This is a genomic window from Methylocapsa sp. S129, assembly GCF_009765995.1.
Classification (GTDB): domain Bacteria; phylum Pseudomonadota; class Alphaproteobacteria; order Rhizobiales; family Beijerinckiaceae; genus Roseiarcus.
On sequence record NZ_LMUI01000052.1, the window covers coordinates 885 to 21,667 of the forward strand.

General features: G+C 64.7%; 1 protein-coding gene. It reads left to right on the forward strand.

Annotation, left to right across the window (positions count from 1 at the left end; genetic code table 11):
* Nucleotides 1–20,783, forward strand: a 20,783-nt coding sequence (locus tag GSQ90_RS28475) for a hypothetical protein (RefSeq protein WP_210255003.1), incomplete at both ends; no start/stop codon positions are given.

Genomic DNA, 20,783 nt, shown 5'->3' on the forward strand with positions numbered 1-20,783 from the left:
GACAACCTCATTATCGGCACGACGACCGAGACCAGCCTCGGCGACAACGCCGACGTCAGCACGGCGGGCAGTCTCTATACCGACGGCGCCAATGTCGAACTCGACGCCAATGATTCGATCATGATCGATGGCGTCATCGATACGCGCAAATATGCGACCTATCTGACTGCGCCGGTGGCCGGCCTGCTGACGGCCGCGCATCCTTCGACCGGCGATTCCGGCAACATCACCCTCAATGCGCCGATCATCACGATCAGCTCTACCGGCGCGCTCTACGCGGACGCCACCAGCGGCCACACCGGCGGCGCAGTCACTCTGACGGCAAATACGAGCAACGACAATCCGATCGGTTTCGCGAGCGCCACCACCAGCATCACCATCAACGGCGCGATCACCGGGGCGTCGATTGCGGCCAATGCGACATCGGACGCCAAATCCGTTTACGCGTTCGATTCCAGCAATAATAGCCCCGGCGACATGGCGACCACGAGCGCGCTTCAGATCGGGCTCGATCTGTCGCCGCTCAGCCTCACTCCGGGCTACGTCCAATCGCAGGGCTCGGCGACGGTGATTGTCGGCGGCGCCGGTACGTTGACGGCGTCGGCCGGCAGCACCGGCAATATTCAACTGACAGCTCACACGACGGCCAATTCGTCGGACCCAATGGTCGGCTTGAGCCCGGGCGGCTCAGCGATCGCTGCTGGCGTTGTCGTCGGCATGACCGACGCGACCGCCAAGGTCGAGATTGAGAACGGGGCGACCGTCAGCGGCGGCGGCGCCCTAACGGTGGCTGCGACCAATGACGCGACCGTTGCGATCAAGACAATGGTGGTGTCCGGGTTTTTGGGCCTTACGGGCGCCCCGGCTGTCGTCACGGTTGTTTATGGCGAAGCCGAGGTCAATTCGAGCGCGCTGATCGATTCGGGCGCGAATGTCGATTTTTCGGGCTCTGGCAGCTCCGTCAACATTCTCGCGCGTAACGACAATTCCTTCTCCGCGGCCGCGACCTCTTATGCGCGCAACGGCGGGGCGGCGGGCGCCGCCGTCGCGATAACCGATTTCAACAGTTCAGCGGTCGCCCATGACGGCGCCAGCATTGGGACAACGAGCAATAAGGTCGGCGACGTCACGATCTTGGCGCAGGATGAGACCGCGAGCAATCAGACATCGGCTTCGACCACGACCGGGGTGAGCACGCTCGGCGACGTCTTCGCGGGCATCAGCGTCATCGGCAGCGCAGTCGGTCAGGGCATTGAAGGGGAGGGCGCGACGCCTCCCACCGCCGGCATCATCAGCACAATCTTTTCGCAGACGGCTTTCGGCAAGAGCATGCAAGTCGGGGGCACGTCCATGCCGTCGGCGGCGGGCTCTCTGGCTCTCGCCCTCGGCACGCAAACCGCCGCGGCTAGCATCTCAGCGGACGTCAACACCGACGCCAATGGCAATCCGATCAGTCGCATCGTTGCAACGCCGCCGTCCATCTATTCCAATGCGTCGGTCGCGATCGCCAGCGATGTGACGGATACGGCCGTCCTCACTTACGCGTCGGCTTCCGTCAACAGTCCGGCGGTCGGCACGACGATCAATCCTTCCGTCTCGACGGCGGTCTCGGCGGCCGTGGCCTATACCGACATCACGCATAATTCGTCGGCGATCGTAGGGCCGGACACGTCGATCAACGCCGTCCAGATCAGCTTGCAGGCAACCGCGTCGCTTCCCTCGCCAATCGAAAATATCGATTGGAACGACTTCGCCTCTGGCTCCAACTCGGTGCTCAGCGGACTCTTGTCGGCGCTCGATCAATTGCTGCAGAACAAATTGGTCGCGACCACGGGGACCAACTCGACCTCCGGCTCGACAGGCCTCAGCATCGCTGGCTCGATCGACATCGCGAACTTCAATCTGAACACGACGGCCTGGGTCGGCGACGGCGCGACGCTGCACGCCAGTTCTTCAAACAGCGTCGGCTCCTGGCAGACCCCGGACCTCACCAGCCTCGACCCGAAGTCAGGCCTGAGCAGCGGAGCCGCCCAAGAGTCTTTCACCGGCGCAGTCTGGATTTACGCGAAATCGACCATCGAAGCGATCAACGGCGCTGGCAACGCCGGGCTGTCCGGCAATGCGTCGTCCGGAACGGCGGCCGTCGGCGCCTCGTTCGCCTATGTCGACGACACGGTGAACACGATTGCCGGCGTTGCTCAGGGCGCGACGATATCCGCGCCTGGCGAAGTCTATGTCGATGCGCTGACGGTCGAACATGTCGTCGATTTCTCGCCGAGCAACGGCAGCGGTTCCGGCCTCAATGTCAGCGGCCTGGTCGATCTGCTCTTTTTGAATGACGATACGTCCGCCTCTATCAGCAACGCTGCTTATGTTTCGGCGGGTACGGTCAATCTGGGCGCCGATGACGATGTCGGCGTCTATTCGATCGCCGGCGACATCACGTTCGGAAAAAGCTCGTCGGTCGGCATGGCGGTCGCCTACATCGACATGTCCAGCGACACCGAGGGCTATATCGGCGACAATTCCAACGTCGTGAGCGCCGCCATCGACCCGACGACGCTGGACTCGGCGACGCCGGTGGGCTTTACGGCGGGCGTCGACGCCGGCGCTGTCGATGTCTACGCCAAAACATCGGGAAACAGCATTGTGGCCGCGCTGGTTGCGCAGGCCATCGATTCGACGCCGAGTCCGACCTCGCCGATTCCCGGACAGTCGGCGTCTCAGCGCCTTTTGCAACTCGCCAATAGCGCCAGCACCTCCACCGTGAGCGTTGCCATCGCCGGCGCTTCGGCGATCACGGATTCCGCCGTGAAGACGGCGGCCTATGTCGACGGGGCGACGATCGACCTCACCGGTCAGTCCACCGCGCTCACGGTCCAGGCGACCAACGACATGCTGGTCGCCGACGGCAGCGGCGGAGCGGCGATCGTGCAGCCCGGCGCGACGGTCGAATCCTCCGCGGCGATCTCCGGCGCCATCGCGGCGGAGTCGAGCAGCAATTCGACGCTGGCTTACGTCGAATCCTCGACGGTGACCGCGTCGGGGGTCAGTGTCGAGGCCCAGACGGGCGGGATGACGGCCGTCGTCGGTATCGGCTTGTCGGTCGACACCAGCACCTCTTCGTCCTCCGGCTCGGCCGCAGGGTCGGCCTCGCTCGCTCAGATCGACGATCGTGTCGCAGCCTATATTGATAACTCGACCGTCTCCGCGAGCGGCGGAAACGCGGTAGTTCTCGCCGAGCAAGATACCGAAGTCGGAATCGGCGGCGGCGCTTTCTTCTTCGGCGGCTCCGGCGGATTCGGCGCCGCGATAACCTATCTGACCGTCACAAATCCATCCGCTGGACCAGCGACCGATGCGCATATCTCCAATTCCACCGTTTCAGGTTACGACATCGACGTCATCGCCGACGCGCCGCAAATCGTCTATTCCGGCGCGGCGGCTGGCGGCGCCAGTACGAAAGCGACCATTGGCGCCTCGTTGATCTTCAACACCCTCGACGGGACGACATCGGCGGACATTTCGAATTCCGGAACATCGGCTGTCGCGATTACCGCGACTGACGATCTTGGCGTCATCGCTTCGACAGATCTGAGCGATTTGCCTTTGGGCGCCAACAGCGTTTTCTCGAGCTCCGATTCCGGCGCCTCCGTCGAACAAAGCTTCTTTGCCGGCGATGGATCGTCGACCGCGCAGCAGGCTGGCGGCGCGCTCCTTTCGGGCTCATCGGCGGCGATCATATCGGTGGCCGGCGTCATTGAAGCGACGAAAGGCTCGAGCGCTGGCGTTGCGATCATCGACAACACCGTCGACGAAGCGCATTCCGCGAGCATTTCCGGCGTGGCCGTCGTGGCTCCGGACGCCGTGATTGTGGCGGCCACGGATTCCACATCGATCACATCGGTCGCCGTGGGCTTGTCGGTCTCCGGCGACGGGTATGGCGGCGAGGGCGCTTCCGTCACCAACACGATCGAGGGCGGTCCAAGCGCCTCAGTTGGCGCGGCAGGGCTCAGCGCCGCGACAACGATCGGCGTCGCGACGGCGGGCCATCAGGTCGGCTCGCTGACGGTCGACGCGACGAATTCGTCTGGCATCACCGGGCTCGCGATCACCGGCGCCTTCTCGAACAACGGCAGCGCCGGCGTCGCAATCTCGACCAACGATATCGAGACGACGGCGTCGGCGTCGATCGAGTCCGCCAGCGTCAGGACGACCTACGATTCCTCTAACAGTTTCGCGACGGGCGACATCGTTGTCGAAAGTCAGTCGACCGGAAGCATCCTATCGGTCGCCGTCGGCGTCGCCGTTTCGGCGAGCTCCTTTGCGGCCGATGGCTCGATCTCGACAAACATGGCGAAGGGCAACGTCCAATCGTCAGTCGACAATTCGACGCTGTTTGCGACGAACAATGTCGGCGTTCTGGCCGCCAACAACAATGCGGTCAATGCGGTTGCGGGCGCCGCCGGGCTGGGACTGAACACCGCTGGCATCGGCCTTTCCGTGACCACCGATGAGATCGGCGGCGGCGCCAGCGGCAACACCAAGGCGACGATCACATCGAGCACCGTCGACGCCGAGGCCGGGGGACAGGACACGCTCGAAATCGTCAGCGGCGCGCTGCTCAGCGACCTCGCCGCCGGAGTCGCAGCAGCCCAGACGTCTTCGGCGCCGGAAGATCCGTCGAGCTCGGTTACGCCGGACGCCCTGCCGAATCTTGGTCAGGACGTCAGACTCGATCACGGCCTCGCCGTCGTCGCCGCCTCGGTTGAGACTTCGGTCGTCACTGCGGTGACGCTCGGCCTGAGCACGGGCGTCGCTGGGGCGATCAATGTCGCGACCACGACGATGGGCGGGAAAACCGCGGCGACGATCAGCGGCGCGTCTCTCGATACGAATCTGACAGCGCCGGATGCGGTCGCCACCATCGACGTGTCCGCCTCCAGCGTCTCCTTCGCCAATAATCTGGCGCTGTCCGTCGCCGGTTCGGTCGGGACCTTCGCCGGCGCCGCCACGGCCGTCACCAACGTGATGAACCGGACGACCAACGCGGCGGTCTCCACCACCAATGTCGGCCCGTCGGCCGCCGATGCGCCCGGACCGATCACGATCGAAGCCAGCGGTTGGGAGGGCTCGGCCGGCGAAGCGATTGGCGCGGCGGCGTCGGCCACGTCGGGAGCCGCCGGCTCAGCCCTGACCAACATCTTCAGCGCCGACACGACCGCTTCGTTCGATCATGGGACGGTCTATTCGGGTGGCCTGTCGGTCACCGCAAATGGCGTCGACGGTCTTTTCGCCGCCGTCGGCGTGGCGGCGTTCGGCGACACGTCGGCCGGCGTCGGCGCGGCGGTGCTTGTCACCAAGAGCGATACGACGACGTCGGCGACTGTCGGCGATTCGGATGCGAGCAGCGCCACCACGACCCTCGATCTCACCGGCGCGCTGAACATCGGCGCGACAAGCACGACCGATGCGGACACCTTTGCGGTCGTTGGCGCGGTCGGCGGCTCGGGCGGCTTCGCCGCACAGTTTTCCGGAAGCTTTATCGCCAACACGACGACTGCTGAACTCTACAACACGACCGCCACGCTGACGAACTCGACCGCCGCTGACAACGCTGTCAACGTCGAATCGCAAGAGAATGACACGATCGACGCCTATGCCGGGAGTCTCGGGGCCGGCCTGACCACGGGGGTCGGCGCCAGCGTCAATCTTGTCATGCTCTCGAGCGCCGACGACGCGTGGATAAATGGCGATACGGTGAGCACACCGGGCGCCGTGACAGTCTCTGCGGATTCGACGCGGAGCGTCTCGCCGTTCGCCGTCAACGCCGGCCTCGGCGGCTCCGTTGGTCTGGCGGGAACGGTCGGCGTCGTTCTCGTCGGCGTCGGCGCGAACAGCGACCAGATGAGCGTGCTCAACTCGGGCGCGAGTCCAAGCCAGTCGAACAGCGGGACGCTCGGCAATGCCGGCGCCGCGACGGGCCAGGACGTAACCGCCGAGACCGGCGGCGCCGTCGACGGAATATCCGCGATGATCAGCGGCGGGTCGGTGACGGCCTCCAGCGTTTCGATCGCGGCGACCGGTGAAGCGGCGATTTTCAACATCGTCGGCGCTCTTGGCGTCGGCATTGAGACCGGCGCCTTCGGCGCGGCCGTCGGATATACGAATCTCGACCAGGTGATCACTGCTTCCGCTTCGAGCGGCACGATCGTCACTTCCAGCCTGAACATCGATGCGAGCGGCGGCGACGACGGATCGGGGCATGCCGCCCATACGATGTCGGTCTCCGGGGCCGGCGGGTTCTATGCCGGGGTCGGCGCATCGGTAGCGGATTCTGACGTCAACAACACAATTACCGCGTCTTTGACGTCGACCGTCAATGACGGGACGCAGACCTATAACGGCCAGACGGGCACGGTCGCTTCGACCAATGTCGGCGTCACCGCGTCAGACGCATCCACGTCGCTCTCCGACGCTTACGGCGCCGCTGTCGGCATTGGCGCTGTGGGCATCTCCTCGGCGACCGCCAAACGCGACAGCGGTGTGACCGCGGAAACCGACACCGGCGCGGTCATCACAGCGCAGGCCGTGACAATCCAGGCGTCGGAGAGCGGCGCCACTTATGCTTTGTCGATCGGCGGCGCGGGCGGCGTCGTCTCTGGCGACGGCGCCGACGCGACAGCAACCGACGATGCGACGATCCAGGCAACCATCCTCGACACCTCGCGGATCATTGGCGCCGGTGGGCTGGTGACATCGACCGGGAAGCCGGTGCCCGGCGTGACGGTCGAAGCCTCGGATGCGCCCGACGCGAAGGCCTTCACCTTCGGCGTGTCAGTGGGCGCGGCGGCGATCGGCGAATCCTATTCGGACGCCGACGCCAGTTCGCACGTCACGGCCAATATCGCCGGGACCGCGAATCTCTCCCAGACATACGGTTTGACCGTCGAGGCGACGATCGATGTCGCGGGATCGCCGGCGTCGTCGTTCCCCGCCAGCGCGACGGTGCCGGGCGCCACTACGGAGTTCGTCGCCGGCGAAACGACCGCCGCGGCCTGGAGCATCGCCGGCACCGGCGCCGTGATCGAAGCGGCCGACGCGACCGTGGCGACGGCCCTGAGCGCGACGCAGGTGACCGCCCAGACAGGCGCGAGTTTCGTGTTGCCCGGCGGCGACATCAAGATCACCGCCTTGAACAATACCAACCAATTCGCTCAAGGCGACGGCGTCACCCTGACCGACGGCCTGTCGATCGGCGCGGTGGTCGTGATGGCCAATTCGTCTTCGACGACCACGGCCAGCATGGGCGCGTCGACGACGGGGACGATAGCCGTCGTCGACGCCTCGGGCGACGTCACGACCCCTGGCACCGGCGCGGTCAGCCTATCCGCCTCGGGCACGGACACCAACAATGCCAACGCGATCGCGGGCGCGGGCGGCCTTTATGCCGGCGACGGCGCCGGAGCGACCACGACCGACACTTCGACGGTCACGGCCTCGGTGGGAAACAATACGTCGATCACCGCGATCTCGTTCAACATCGGCGCGTACCATAACGACGTATTCTCCGAGACGGCCGAGACGATCAACGCCAGTGCGCTCGGCGCCAGCGCGTCGGAGGCTGACCATACCGCGACATCGACGGTTCAGGTCCAAATCGGCGATAGTACGACGGGCGGCGTCACCCTGCACGCCTCGGCGGCCGGTCTTGCGCCGTGCCTGAATGACGCTTGCGACACGGCGATCGATATCACGGCGGAGAACGATTTCACCGACTTCTCTTCCGGCGCGCAAGGGGGAGCCGGCGGCGGGATCAACGGCGCCGGCGCCGTCAGCAATATAAAGCTCAATCTGACCGGCGGCGGAACCTCGATCGAAATCGGCAAGCTGGACCTTCTCACGTCCGGCTCCGATCCGATCAGCGCCGGCGGCGGGATTGCGGTCATCGCGGATTCGATCATTTTCATCACCGACCAGGACTCGTTGACCACCGGGGGGTACATCGATGGGGCCGGTGTCAATTCGACGCTCGACGGAACGATCTCCAATTCGATCACGATCGACCCGAGCGCGATTCTCACGACTTTTGGGTCGCTCAATGTTGCGACTTACACGACAGCGACCATATCCGCGGACGCTTATGTGTCGACTTACGGCGTCGCAGGCGTCGGCGTCGCCGATGCGTCGATCAACCTGACCAGCAACCAGACGATCAACGTCGACGCCGGCACGACCCAGAATCCGACCGGGCTCAACGCCTACCACGACGTCAATGTCGGCGCCGGCGACTATGTGGGTCTTGGCATCGACAGCAGTTTTGGCGGGGCGACGCAGGCGCTCGGTTATGTGCGCGGTCTCATCGCGATCCCCGCCGCCGACGCGGTCACCACGATTGCGAGCAACGCCTCGGTCGATATCGGCGCCAACGCCGATGTCCTTGCCGGGCAGAATGTCGGCATTGCCGCCTATCATGGATCGCCGTCGGTGACGGCGGACGGAGCCGGCCACGGCTACGAGCTTGGGTTCATTCCTGTCACCGACGGCGGCGGCGACCCCTCCGCGCGCACTTCCTCGACCGTGACGATCGACGGGACGGTCATCTCCGGTCAGTTCGCCCAGATCGCTTTGGTCGTGACCAGCGCTGGGGCGATCGATGAGACGGTGGGCGCCGAGCCGATCCTCTATTCCTACAATGCCGCTGAAGCGGTCGGCTGCACTTACGGCGTCACCGCAAGCTGCATCTTCGATCCGAGCACCTATTTGACGCTGTCCAACGCTGGTTACGTCAGCGCCACGACGACCGCCAATCCCCATCCCACTATGGCTACGATCACGCTCGGCGGCGTGTTCGCTGCAGGCGGCGATGTCCAAATCACGGCCGATACGCTCAATGGCGCGGGTTCGGTCACAGCGAACGGCAGCCCGTCGGTCACCATAACCAACGACCAGTCGATCTCGCTCATCATCGCCAACGGCGTCACCATTCCGAACGTACCGGGCGGCAGCGCCAATTTCAATGGAACGACGAACGACTTTAAGCCCTTCGTCCAGAATAATGCGAGCACGTCGCCTGGGGCGCTTACGATCACGTTGACGAATAACGGAGCCAGCAGCGGCGGGATTGCGCCCGACGTGGTTCTCGACGGGCCGCTCGACAATCCCGGCGGCTTGATCCACATCATCAACGCTTATGGCTCGCTGGTCTACGAAGAAGTGTTGGCGTTCACGTCGTCCGGGGCGCCGATCACGACGACGGTCAACGGCGTGACTCAGCAGGTCGTCCTGGGCCAAGGCAGCACCGACCAGAATGAACAAATTCTCACCGTTCCGAAGGGCGCGCTGATCGCGAACGTGCCGACTCCGGGCGGCGAATTTGACGCCGGCGAAAGCCCGGCGAACGAATATGCGGGCAATGCGCTCTATCCGGGCACCCAGGAGCTCAATCAAGCCGCTGGTGGTCTGGGGGACTCGACGACGAACGGTACGGGTAATTTGCTCTTGGTTGCTGGAGGCTTGGGCGGCGGTTATAGCGGCGCGAACCTGGCGGTGATGTTCGTTGCGAGCTCGATTTATTTGAACAATCTCACAGGTACGGAGGCTCTGAACTTCAACACTGCTGCCGCCGTAAATAGCAGCAGCCCGAATATCAATGCCTATCTCTACGGAAGCGAGACGGGGAACGCCGCCACCAATACAGATCAGTTGGTCCTGTTCGGAACATGCGGCGTCGGCTTGCCGGGAGACTGTTACAACCCCCCTGCGATCGGATTCCAGACTAACGGCAGCTACGCTTACCAACCGATTTATGTTCCGGTTGCTCTCACCGAGACGCTGACGTCCGCATCCGAATCGACGTCAGGTTCGGCGAACGGTCAGATCATTGTCGGCAGCCTCATGCAGGTCAGCGCGTCGGTGATTGACATCAACGGCACGATCTATGCGGGACCCGCGACCAATTACAACGTCACAATCCCTGCATTGGTCGGCGAGGTGATCAACGATGGCAAGGTGCTCCGGACATCGGGCGCTTCCAGCGCGTCCACCGCGGCCTATAACGACGCTAACGCCCTCGCCAACGCGAATCCAAGCCTTTCCGCCGCGATTTGGAATCTGTTTTGGACGGCGTCCTCCAACGTAAGCTACAGCACGAACATATCCGCCCTCGTCAATTTCGCGGCGGGAACGCCAGCGTCCGAACTAACCGTCAACTATAACAACGGATCAAATCAGATCGTCGTTTCGGATAACGACGCGACCAACACGATCAACGCCTATTCGACCGGCGCTAGCATCAAGCTCGACGGCGACATCATAAGCACCAATACGCTCGGCCAGATTCATATCAACAGCGGTTTCGGTCAGGTGTCGATCTCCAACGACACCAGCTACGGGCTCGTCCTGCCGACGATCAACACGGGCATCGCCGCCAACACAACTGCGCTGAGCAGTTCGATCATGATCGTCGATCGGCTCAAGGATCAACAGAACGGCAACTCGAATGGGGACACCACGACCTACATCTATACGCCGTCGACGAGCGGCGGGACGACAGTCGAGTATCAGACCAGCAACGGCGCCCAGCCGTTCGACAGCAACGACAACCTGACCGGGACGATCCTGGGAACCTTTGGGGCCACGGCGACCTACAACCCTGTCGCCGGCGCGACTTATGAGTATATTCAGGAAGCCGAAGTCCAGCGGATCATCACCTCGTCGGGAGAGAATTCGTGGAATTTCATATCGGGCATACCCGGCGATCCCTGGGTGTACGTCAAACCCGGTGAGTCTGGCGGCAACTCGGTGACGTCGTCCGCCAACGAGACGTCGGCGACGCAAGCGGTGGGCACAGCCATTCTCCTCTCGCCGAACCAGCCGGCGTATCGGGAAGTGATCTTCGGCAATATCATTCGGGAAGGTTCACAACCGAGCACCGATACGGCCTACAATTTCGGCTACCAGGGGTATGATTACGCCAGTCATTGCGAAGGGACTTGCGCCAATGGAGGGGCCAATTATAGCCAGTTTTTCCCCGCCGACGCCTTCATCCGCATCACCAGCTACGAAAAGGCCGACAATCAGATTGGGTTGAATTTCACCGGCAACGCGATCGGCGCGGTGGATATTGCATCGAACGGCGCCGTTATATTCGGCGGCAATGTCGCCAATGTCGACGGGACGACGGTGGTCACCGCGGGCGGCACGGTTACCGAGGCGGCCGGCGTGTCGGTTTCGGGCGAGTCGATCGCGCTGAACGGCTCGGCCGTCGGCTCGACGGGTCAGCATTTCCAGGCGCAACTGACAACCGGCCTCGGCGCCTTGGTCGGCGGCTTCTCGGCGAGTGCGTCGAACGGCGGCGTCTACGTAGATTTGGCCTCGGGCGCCAATGGCTTCGCCGTCAACGCCGTCAACGGCGACGTCGTCGTGAACGCGCAGGGCTCGCTGGTGGCGTCAAGTTCGATGGGCTTGAGCGCCGCCGGCAACAATGTGACGCTGACGAGCGCGAATGGCCAGATCGGCTCCGCGGCGACCCCGCTCGCGCTGCAGACGGCCGCAGGCGGCGTGCTGAATGTCAGCGCGAGCCTCGGTATCGACTTGACCCAGCCGAGCGGCGATCTGCTCGTCGGCGTGATCGCTTCGACCAACGGCGATGTGACAATCAACGTCCCCAACGGCGCGATCTACGATGCGCTCTCGCAGACCCAGGCGTCGTCGCTATCGCCCGGGCAGGTGAGCGAGATTGCACAAACGCTCGGCCTGATCGGCGGGACCGGAGGCGACGCCGCCGCCGGCGCGGCCGCGATCACCAGTTTCCAGAACTCGGTAGTCAGCGATCTGGCCAGCTATGCCGCGTTCCTCGCCAAGGGCTCCGTCACCACCGGCGCGCTGGGGACCCTGGACAGCGCCTCGCTGGCTCTTTACGCGCCGTTTGAGACTTCAGCCCTGGTCGCAGCCGCGCGCGCCAATCCCAATGGCAATGCGCAATTCACAACGGCGACCACCAACCAGATTCAGAGCGAAGCCGCGAGCCTCACGTCGGCTAACGGCCTATTCGTCCTGAACCCGGCGGCCCTGACGGCGCTGGCGCCCCAGGCCGCCGCGGCGCTCGGAATCTCCAATCCGTCCAACACTCAAATTCAAGCCTGGGCCAACGCGCAATATCAGGCCTATGCGACCACCTTCGCCCAGGCCTATGGCGCTGGCTGGCAGACGGCGGTCGCGCCGTTGATCGCCACGCAGGCGGAAGCCAATCCAGCGCTGGCGGGCTACCAATCCCTGCTCGCGTCCGGCGCGGTTTCGAGCGGCGGCGTCTACACGCTCAACGCGGGCTCGCTCTCGATCTACAGCGCCCAGGCCGCCGCAGCGGACAATGTGGCGAATCCGACCAACCAACAGGTGCAGGCCTACGCGAGCAGCCTCTACCAGAGTGATGTTTCGACCCTGTCCAGCGTCTATGGCGCGAATTGGCAGACGACGGCGGCCAGCACGCCGACTTACGCCTTCAGTTTCACAGTCGCGGCCGGCAGCGCGCTCGCGACGAGCCTGACCTCGGGCGCGAGCTGGACCACGGCGCAACTCGTACAGGCGGTCGACGTCTCCGCGCTCCAGCCGGCAAGCACAATCGTCGGCAGCTCGGCGACCGCCAATATTGTCGGCAACAATGTGACCCTCAATATCGGCGGCGCGATCGGCTCCTACAATCCGACCGGCGTGCAAATCACCCTCCAGGCCCTGGAAAGCGGGACACTGAGCGTCCCGCAGCAAGCGGCCTTGGAAGTCGCCACCACGCCGGGCCAAATCACTTTGCTCGGGACGACGGCTTCCGGCGGCGCGCTCGTCGCGGGCACGAGCCTGACGAACCTGCCGCAGGGCGCGACGGTGACGGGGCTCAACATCGCTGAGACGTCGCCGGTCTTCATCAACGCCCGCGCCGCCGTCAAGGTGACTTCGGGCGGCTCCGTCTATCTCGAAGGAACGTCTGGATCATCCATCTCGTTGAACCAGGTGGTTGCGCAAGGCGCGGTCGACCTGCAAACCCCTGGCGGAATCTCAGTCGCCACCAGCAACGGAACGACGCCGCTCAGCGCGACGCAGATATTGACGACCGGCGATCTCGACCTTGTCGCGAGCACGGGCAGCATCGGCTCGAGCACGCTGCCGGTCACTTTTTCGATCGGCGGCGCGCTCGCCAACGCGTCGGCGGCAGGCGATTCCTATCTGGCGTCGTCCGGCGCCAATGCGCTGATCGAGCGCGATTTTGCCGGCGGGACGGCGTCGATCACGACCTCCTCGGGCTATTCGATCCTGTCCGATCTCAGCGGCGTCAACGTTTCGGCGACGGACATCATTCTGGGTTCAGGCGGCGCGATCGGCGCGACCAACGCGCCATTGGCGGTGCTCGCGAGCGACGCTTTGTCGGGCAGTGCGGCGGGCGCCGCGAATATCAGCGCGCCGACGGTCGGCGGCAATGCGCCGAATGCGCTGACCATCGCGGCCTTCACCGCCGTGGGGAACATCACGCTCGAATCGGATTCGACGCTGACCATCCAGACGGCGCTGAACTCGACAAGCGGCGGCGTCGCGACGACATCCGCCGCTCTCGTCATGGACAGCGGCAGCAAGATCCAGGCGGCCGGCCTGGTCACGCTCGATACGTCGGGCGACGCGACGCTTGGCGCGATCGTCAATCCGTACAATCCCGCTATCGCGCAGAACACTGTGACGGTGCTCGCGGGCGGGACGATCTGGTCGAATGCGGACGGCCTTACCGTCACGACCGGAACGCATGGGCTCTTGTCGCTGACTGCGTTGGAAGGCATCGGCGACGCGCAGTCGCCGTTGGTGATCGACGCCGCGCCGTTGCTGAGCGCCGACGCCACGGGCGTTGGAAGTTCGATCTCGATTTCCGATGAAGGCGCGCTCGACGCGAGCCAGATCGAAGCGGTTTCGACTGTCGCCTTGTCCGCCGCGTCAATGAATCTCGGCACGGTGACGAGCGGCGGGACGCAGACGATCGTCGGCGCCGGCGCGGTGGCGTTCACGACCTTGACGACAAATGCGGGCTCGGGCGGCGATATCGACGTAACGTCTCAGACGGGGTCGATCCAGGGCGGTTCGGTTTTGGCGGACGGCTCGGCGTCGTTGACGAGTGCAACGTCGAATGACGGCGTGACGGCGACGGCGACAAATGGAAGCGTGACGCTTGTGGCGGGGAGTCTGACCTCTCCTTCGACGATGGCGTCGATCGACTGGATGAATGTGAACGCCGGAACGTCGCTGAACGCGACAAGCGGCGGGTCTCTGACCTTGGCGAGCGTTTCGACGGGAACGACGGGAGCGGGCGGCGCCCAAACGATTCATGGCTCGGGCGCGGTGGATGTGACGACGACTTTGGCGACGGCCGGCGCGATCGGCGTGCAGTCGGACGCTTCGACGGTGACGATCGGTTCGGCCACTAGCGGCGGGACGCAGACGATCGAGGCTTATCTGGGTCTGGACTACACCACGCTGAAGACGACGACGGGCGACATCGACCTGACGTCGGACACGGCTTCGATCACTGGCAACGCGACGGGGGATACGCTTGACGCGAAGGGCTCGTTCGACCTTGTCGCGGTGACGACGATCTCTGGCACGTCGCTGAAGGCTGAGGCAGGCAGCGGCTTGGCCAAGACGGCCGGGGCGATTGATCTTGGAGCGACGAATACGACGACGACGCTGGGCGTGACGTCGACGGGCGGGGCGATCACGCTGGGTTCGGCCACCAGCGGCGGGACGCAGACGATTGCGGCGCTGGGGGATATTGGCTTTACGACCTTGACGACGACGGCGGGTCAAGGCGGCGACGCGGATGTGACGACGACGGCGGGTTCGATCACGGGCGGCTCGGTTTTGGCGGACGGCTCGGCGTCTCTGGCGAGCGCTACGTCGAACGATGGCGTCACGGTCACGGCGACGACCGGGAGCGTGACGCTTGCGGCGGGAAGCCTCCTGTCTCCATCGGCTTTAGCTTCGATTGGCTGGACGAATGTGAATGCGGGCACGTCGCTGACGGCGACGAGCGGCGGTGGGCTGACGCTGGCGGACGTCTCGACCGGAACGACGGGGGCGGGCGGCAATCAGACGATCCATGGCTCGGGCGCGGTGGATGTGACGACGACTTTGGCGACGGCCGGCGCGATCGGCGTGCAATCGGACGCCTCGACGGTGACGGTCGGTTCGGCCACTAGCGATGGGACACAGACAATCGAAGCTTATCTGAGTCTTGGTTATACCACGCTGAAGACGACGACGGGCGACATCGACCTGACGTCGGACACGGCTTCGATCACGGGCCAGGCGAGCGGCGACACGCTCGATGCGAAGGGCTCGTTCGACCTCGTCGCGATGACGACGATTTCGGGCACGTCGCTGAAGGCGGAGACGGGCAGCGGGTCGGTTACGGCCGGCGGGGCGATCAATCTTGGCACGACGAACACGACGACGCTTGGCGTGACCTCGACGGGCGATGGGGTGACGATCGGGTCGGCGACGAGCGGCGGGACGCAGACGATCGGGGCAACAGGAGATATCGGCTTTACGACCTTGACGACGACGGCGGGTCATGGCGGCGACGTGGACGTGATATCGACGGCCGGCTCGATCACGGGCGGTTCGGTTTACGCCGACGGCTCGGCGTTTCTGGCGAGCGCGACGTCGAATGATGGCGTGACGGTGACGGCGACGACCGGGAGCGTGACGCTTGCGGCGGGAAGCCTCCTGTCTCCATCGGCTTTAGCTTCGATTGGCTGGACGAATGTGAATGCGGGAACGTTGCTGACGGCGACGAGCGGGGGCGGGCTGACGCTGACGGACGTTTCGACGGGAACGACGGGGGCGGGCGGCACCCAGACGATCCATGGCTCGGGCGCGGTGGATGTGACGACGACATTGGCGACGGGCGGTCCGATCGGCGTGCAGTCGGACGCCTCGACGGTGACGGTCGGTTCGGCCACTAGCGGTGGGACGCAGACGATCGAGGCTTATCTGGGTCTTGGCTATACGACGCTGACGGCGATGGTCGGCGACATCGACCTGACGTCGGACATGGCTTCGATCACGGGCAATGCGACTGGCGACACGCTGGACGCGAAGGGCTCGTTCGACCTCGTCGCGTCGACGACGATCTCGGGGACGTCGCTGAAGGCGGAGACGGGCAGCGGGTCGGTTACGGCCGGCGGGGCGATCAATCTTGGCACGACGAACACGACGACGACGCTTGGCGTGACCTCGACGGGCGGCGCGGTGACGATCGGTTCTGCGACGAGCGGCGGGACGCAGACGATTGTGGCGAACAACGACCTGTTGTTCACGACGCTGACGACGACGGGTGTGAGTGGCGATGCGGGTTCGATCGACCTGACCTCGACTTTGGGGGCGGTGCAGGGCCAGCCGACGGGCAGCTCTCTGATCGCATCGAATGCGGATGTGACGATCTCGGGCGCGCGCGTTCAGCTTGATACGGTGACGGCCAATGGCAAGGCGTCGATCGATGCGCTGACGACGCTTGCGGGGACGAGCCTGACGACGGGCGGGGACGCGAGCCTTGTTGCGGGCGTCTCGACGAACCTGACGCCGACGCTGCCGGTGTCGCTGTCGTGGACGACAGTGAAAGCGGGGACGACGTTCGGGGCGCAGGCTTATGGCGGGACGATTGCGACGCTGGGCTCGGTGACGAGCGGCGGGGCGCAGACGATCGGCGCGACCGGGGATATCGGCTTTACGACCTTGACGACGACGGCGGGTCATGGCGGCGACGTGGATGTGACATCGACGGCGGGTTCGATCGCGGGCGGTTCGGTATTCGCCGACGGCTCGGCGTCTCTGGCGAGCGCAACGTCGAATGACGGCATCACGGTCACGGCGACGACCGGGAGCGTGACGCTTGCGGCGGGGAGCCTGCTGTCTCCGGCGGGCTCGGCTTCCATTGGTTGGACGAATGTGAATGCGGGAATGTTGCTGACGGCGACGAGCGGGGGCGGGCTGACGCTGGCTGGCGTTTCGACGGGAACGACGGGGGCGGGCGGCGCCCAGACGATCCATGGCTCGGGCGCGGTGGATGTGACGACGACATTGGCGACGGGCGGCCCGATCGGCGTGAAGTCGGACGCCTCGACGGTGATGGTCGGTTCGGCCACTAGCGATGGAACGCAGACGATCGAGGCCTATCTGGGCCTTGGTTATACCACGCTGAAGACGACCGCAGGCGACATTGATCTGGCGTCGGACACAGCCTCGATCACCGGTGATGCGTCTTCTGATACGCTCGACGCCTATGGCTCTTTCAAGCTGATGGCGATGACGACGATTTCGGGCGCGTCGCTGAAGACGGAGACCGGCAGCGGTTTGGTCAATGCGGGCGGGGCGATTGCGCTGGGTTCGACGAACACGGCGACGACGCTTGGCGTGACTTCGACAGGCGATGGGGTGACGATCGGTTCGGCCGCCAGCGGCCGGACGCAAACGATCGAGGCGGACAAAGCGCTGAACTATACGACGCTGAAGACGACGGCTGGCGATATTGACCTGACGTCGGACACGGCATCGATCACAGGCAATGCGACGGGAGACACGCTCGACGCTGACGGCTCATTCATCCTTCGCGCGGTCACGACGATCTCGGGGACGTCGCTGAAGGCCGAGACCGGCAGCGGCTTCGCCAGCACGGGCGGGGCGATCGATCTGGGAATGACGGATACAGCGATGACGCTTGGCGTCGCTTCGACGGGCGACGGGGTGACGCTTGGTTCGGCGAACAGCGGCGGGACGCAGACGATCGAAGCGCATGAAGCGCTCCATTATACGACACTGAAGACCACGGCGGGCGACATCGACCTGACCTCGGACCTTGCTTCGATCACCGGCGATGCGTCTTCTGATACGCTCGACGCCTATGGCTCGTTCAAGCTGATGGCGACGACGACGATTTCGGGCACGTCCCTGAAGGGAGAGACCGGCAGCGGTTTGGTCAATACGGGCGGGGTGGTTGCGCTGGGTTCGACGAATACAGCGACGACGCTTGGCGTCACGTCGACGGGCGACGCGGTTGCGATCGGTTCCGCGACGAGCGGGGGGACGCAGACGATCGAGGCTGATAAGGCGCTGGCCTATACGATGTTGCAGACGACGGCGGGCGACATCGACCTAACGTCGGACACGGCGTCGATCACGGGTCAGGCGAGCGCTCCCGACACGCTTGACGCGAAGAGCTCGTTCACGTTGGCGGCGGCGACGACGATTTCGGGAACGTCGCTGAAGGCGGAGACGGGCTCAGGCTTGGTGACCACAGGCGGGGCGATCGATCTTGGAACGACGAATACAGCGACGACGCTTGGTGTCACGTCGACGGGCGACGGGGTGACGATCGGTTCTGCGACGAGCGGCGGGACGCAGACGATCGGGGCGCTGGGGGATATCGGGTTTACGACCTTGACGACGACGGCGGGGCATGGCGGCGACGTGGATGTGACGTCAACGGCCGGTTCGATCGCGGGCGTGACGGCGACGGCGAATGGCTCGGTGGACCTTGCGGCCTATACTGACAATAAGGGGACGACGGTTACGGCGACCGCGGGCAGCGTGAGGCTTGCGGCGGGGAGCCCCTCGTCTCCGTCGGGTTCGGCTTCGATCGACTGGACGAATGTGAACGCTGGGACGTCGCTGACGGCGACGAGCGGCGGCGGGTTGACGCTGGCGAACGTTTCGACGGGAACGACGGGGGCGGGGGGCAATCAGACGATCCACGGCTCTGGCGCGGTGAATGTGACGACGACTTTGGCGGCGAGTGGCGCGATCGGCGTGCAGTCGGACGCCTCGACGGTGACGCTCGGGTCGGCGACGAGCGACGGGACGCAGACGATCGAAGCTTATCTGGGCCTTGGTTATACCACGCTGAAGACGACGGCGGGCGATATCGATCTGACATCGGACAGGGCGTCGATTACGGGCGCGGCGAGCGGCGACACGCTCGATGCGAAGGGTTCGTTCACATTGGCGGCGGCGACGACTGTTTCGGGTACGTCGCTGAAGGCGGAAACCGGCAACGGTTTGGTCAATACGGGCGGGGCGATTGTGCTGGATTCGACGAATACAGCGACGACGCTTGGCGTCACGTCGACAGGCGACGCGGTGACGATCGGTTCAGCGACGAGCGGCGGGACGCAGGCGATCGAAGCTTATCTGGGCCTTGGTTATACCACGCTGAAGACAACGGCGGGCGACATCGATCTGACATCGGACACGGCCTCGATCACCGGCGATGCGTCTTCTGATACGCTCGACGCCTATGGCTCGTTCAAGCTGATGGCGACGACGACGATTTCGGGCACGTCGCTGAAGGCGGAGACCGACAGCGGTTTGATCAATACGGGCGGGGCGATTGCGCTGGGTTCGACGAATACGGCGACGACGTTTGGCGTGACTTCGACAGGCAATAGGGTGACGATTGGTTCGGCCACCAGCGGCGGGACGCAGACGATTGAGGCGGACAAGGCGCTGGTCTATACCACGCTGAAGACGACGGCCGGCGACATCGACCTAACGTCGAACACGGCCTCGATCGTTGGCCAGGCAGGCGGCGACACGCTTGACGCCGAGGGTTCGTTCATTCTGAATGCAGCGACGACGATTTCGGGAACGTCGCTGAAAGCCGAGACGGGCTCAGGCTCCGTGACTGCAGGCGGGGCGATCAATCTTGGCACGACGAATGCAGCGACGATGCTTGGCGTCACGTCGACAGGCGACGCGGTGACGATCGGTTCTGCGACGAGCGGCGGGACGCAGACGATCGAAGCTTATCTGGGTCTTGGCTATACGACGCTGAAGACGACGGCCGGCGACATCGACCTGACATCGGATACGGCCTCGATCACGGGCAACGCGACGGGGGATACGCTTGACGCGAAGGGCTCGTTCGACCTCGCCGCGGTGACGGCGATCTCTGGCACGTCGCTGAAGGCGGAGATGGGCAGCGGCCTGGTCAAGACGGCCGGGGCGCTCAGTCTTGGAACGACGGACACGACGGCGACGCTTGGCGTGACCTCGACGGGCGATGGGGTGACGATCGGGTCGGCGACGAGCGGCGGGACGCAGACGATCGGGGCGCTTAGGGATATCGGCTTCACGACGTTGACGACGACGGCGGGTCATGGCGGCGACGTGGATGTGACGTCGACGGCGGGTTCGATCACCGGCGGTTCGGTATTCGCCGACGGCTCGGCGTCTCTGGCGAGCGCAACGTCGAATGACGGCGTCACGGTCACGGCGACGACGGGGAGCGTGACGCTGGCGGCGGGAAACCTCCTGTCTCCGTCGGGCTCGGATTCGATTGGCTGGACGAATGTGAATGCCGGGATGTCGCTGACGGCGACGAGCGGGGGCGGGCTGACGCTGGCTGACGTTTCGACGGGAACGACGGGGGCGGGCGGCAATCAGACAATCCACGGTTCTGGCGCGGTGGCTGTGACGACGACTTTGGCGACGGCCGGCGCGATCGGCGTGCAGTCGGACGCTTCGACGGTGACGATCGGCTCGGCCACCAGCGGCGGGACGCAGACGATCGAGGCTTATCTGGGTCTTGGCTATACGACGCTGACGGCGACGGTCGGCGACATCAACCTGACGTCGGACATGGCTTCGATCACGGGCAATGCGACTGGCGACACGCTGGACGCGAAGGGCTCGTTCGACCTCGTCGCGTCGACGACGATCTCGGGGACGTCGCTGAAGGCGGAGACGGGCAGCGG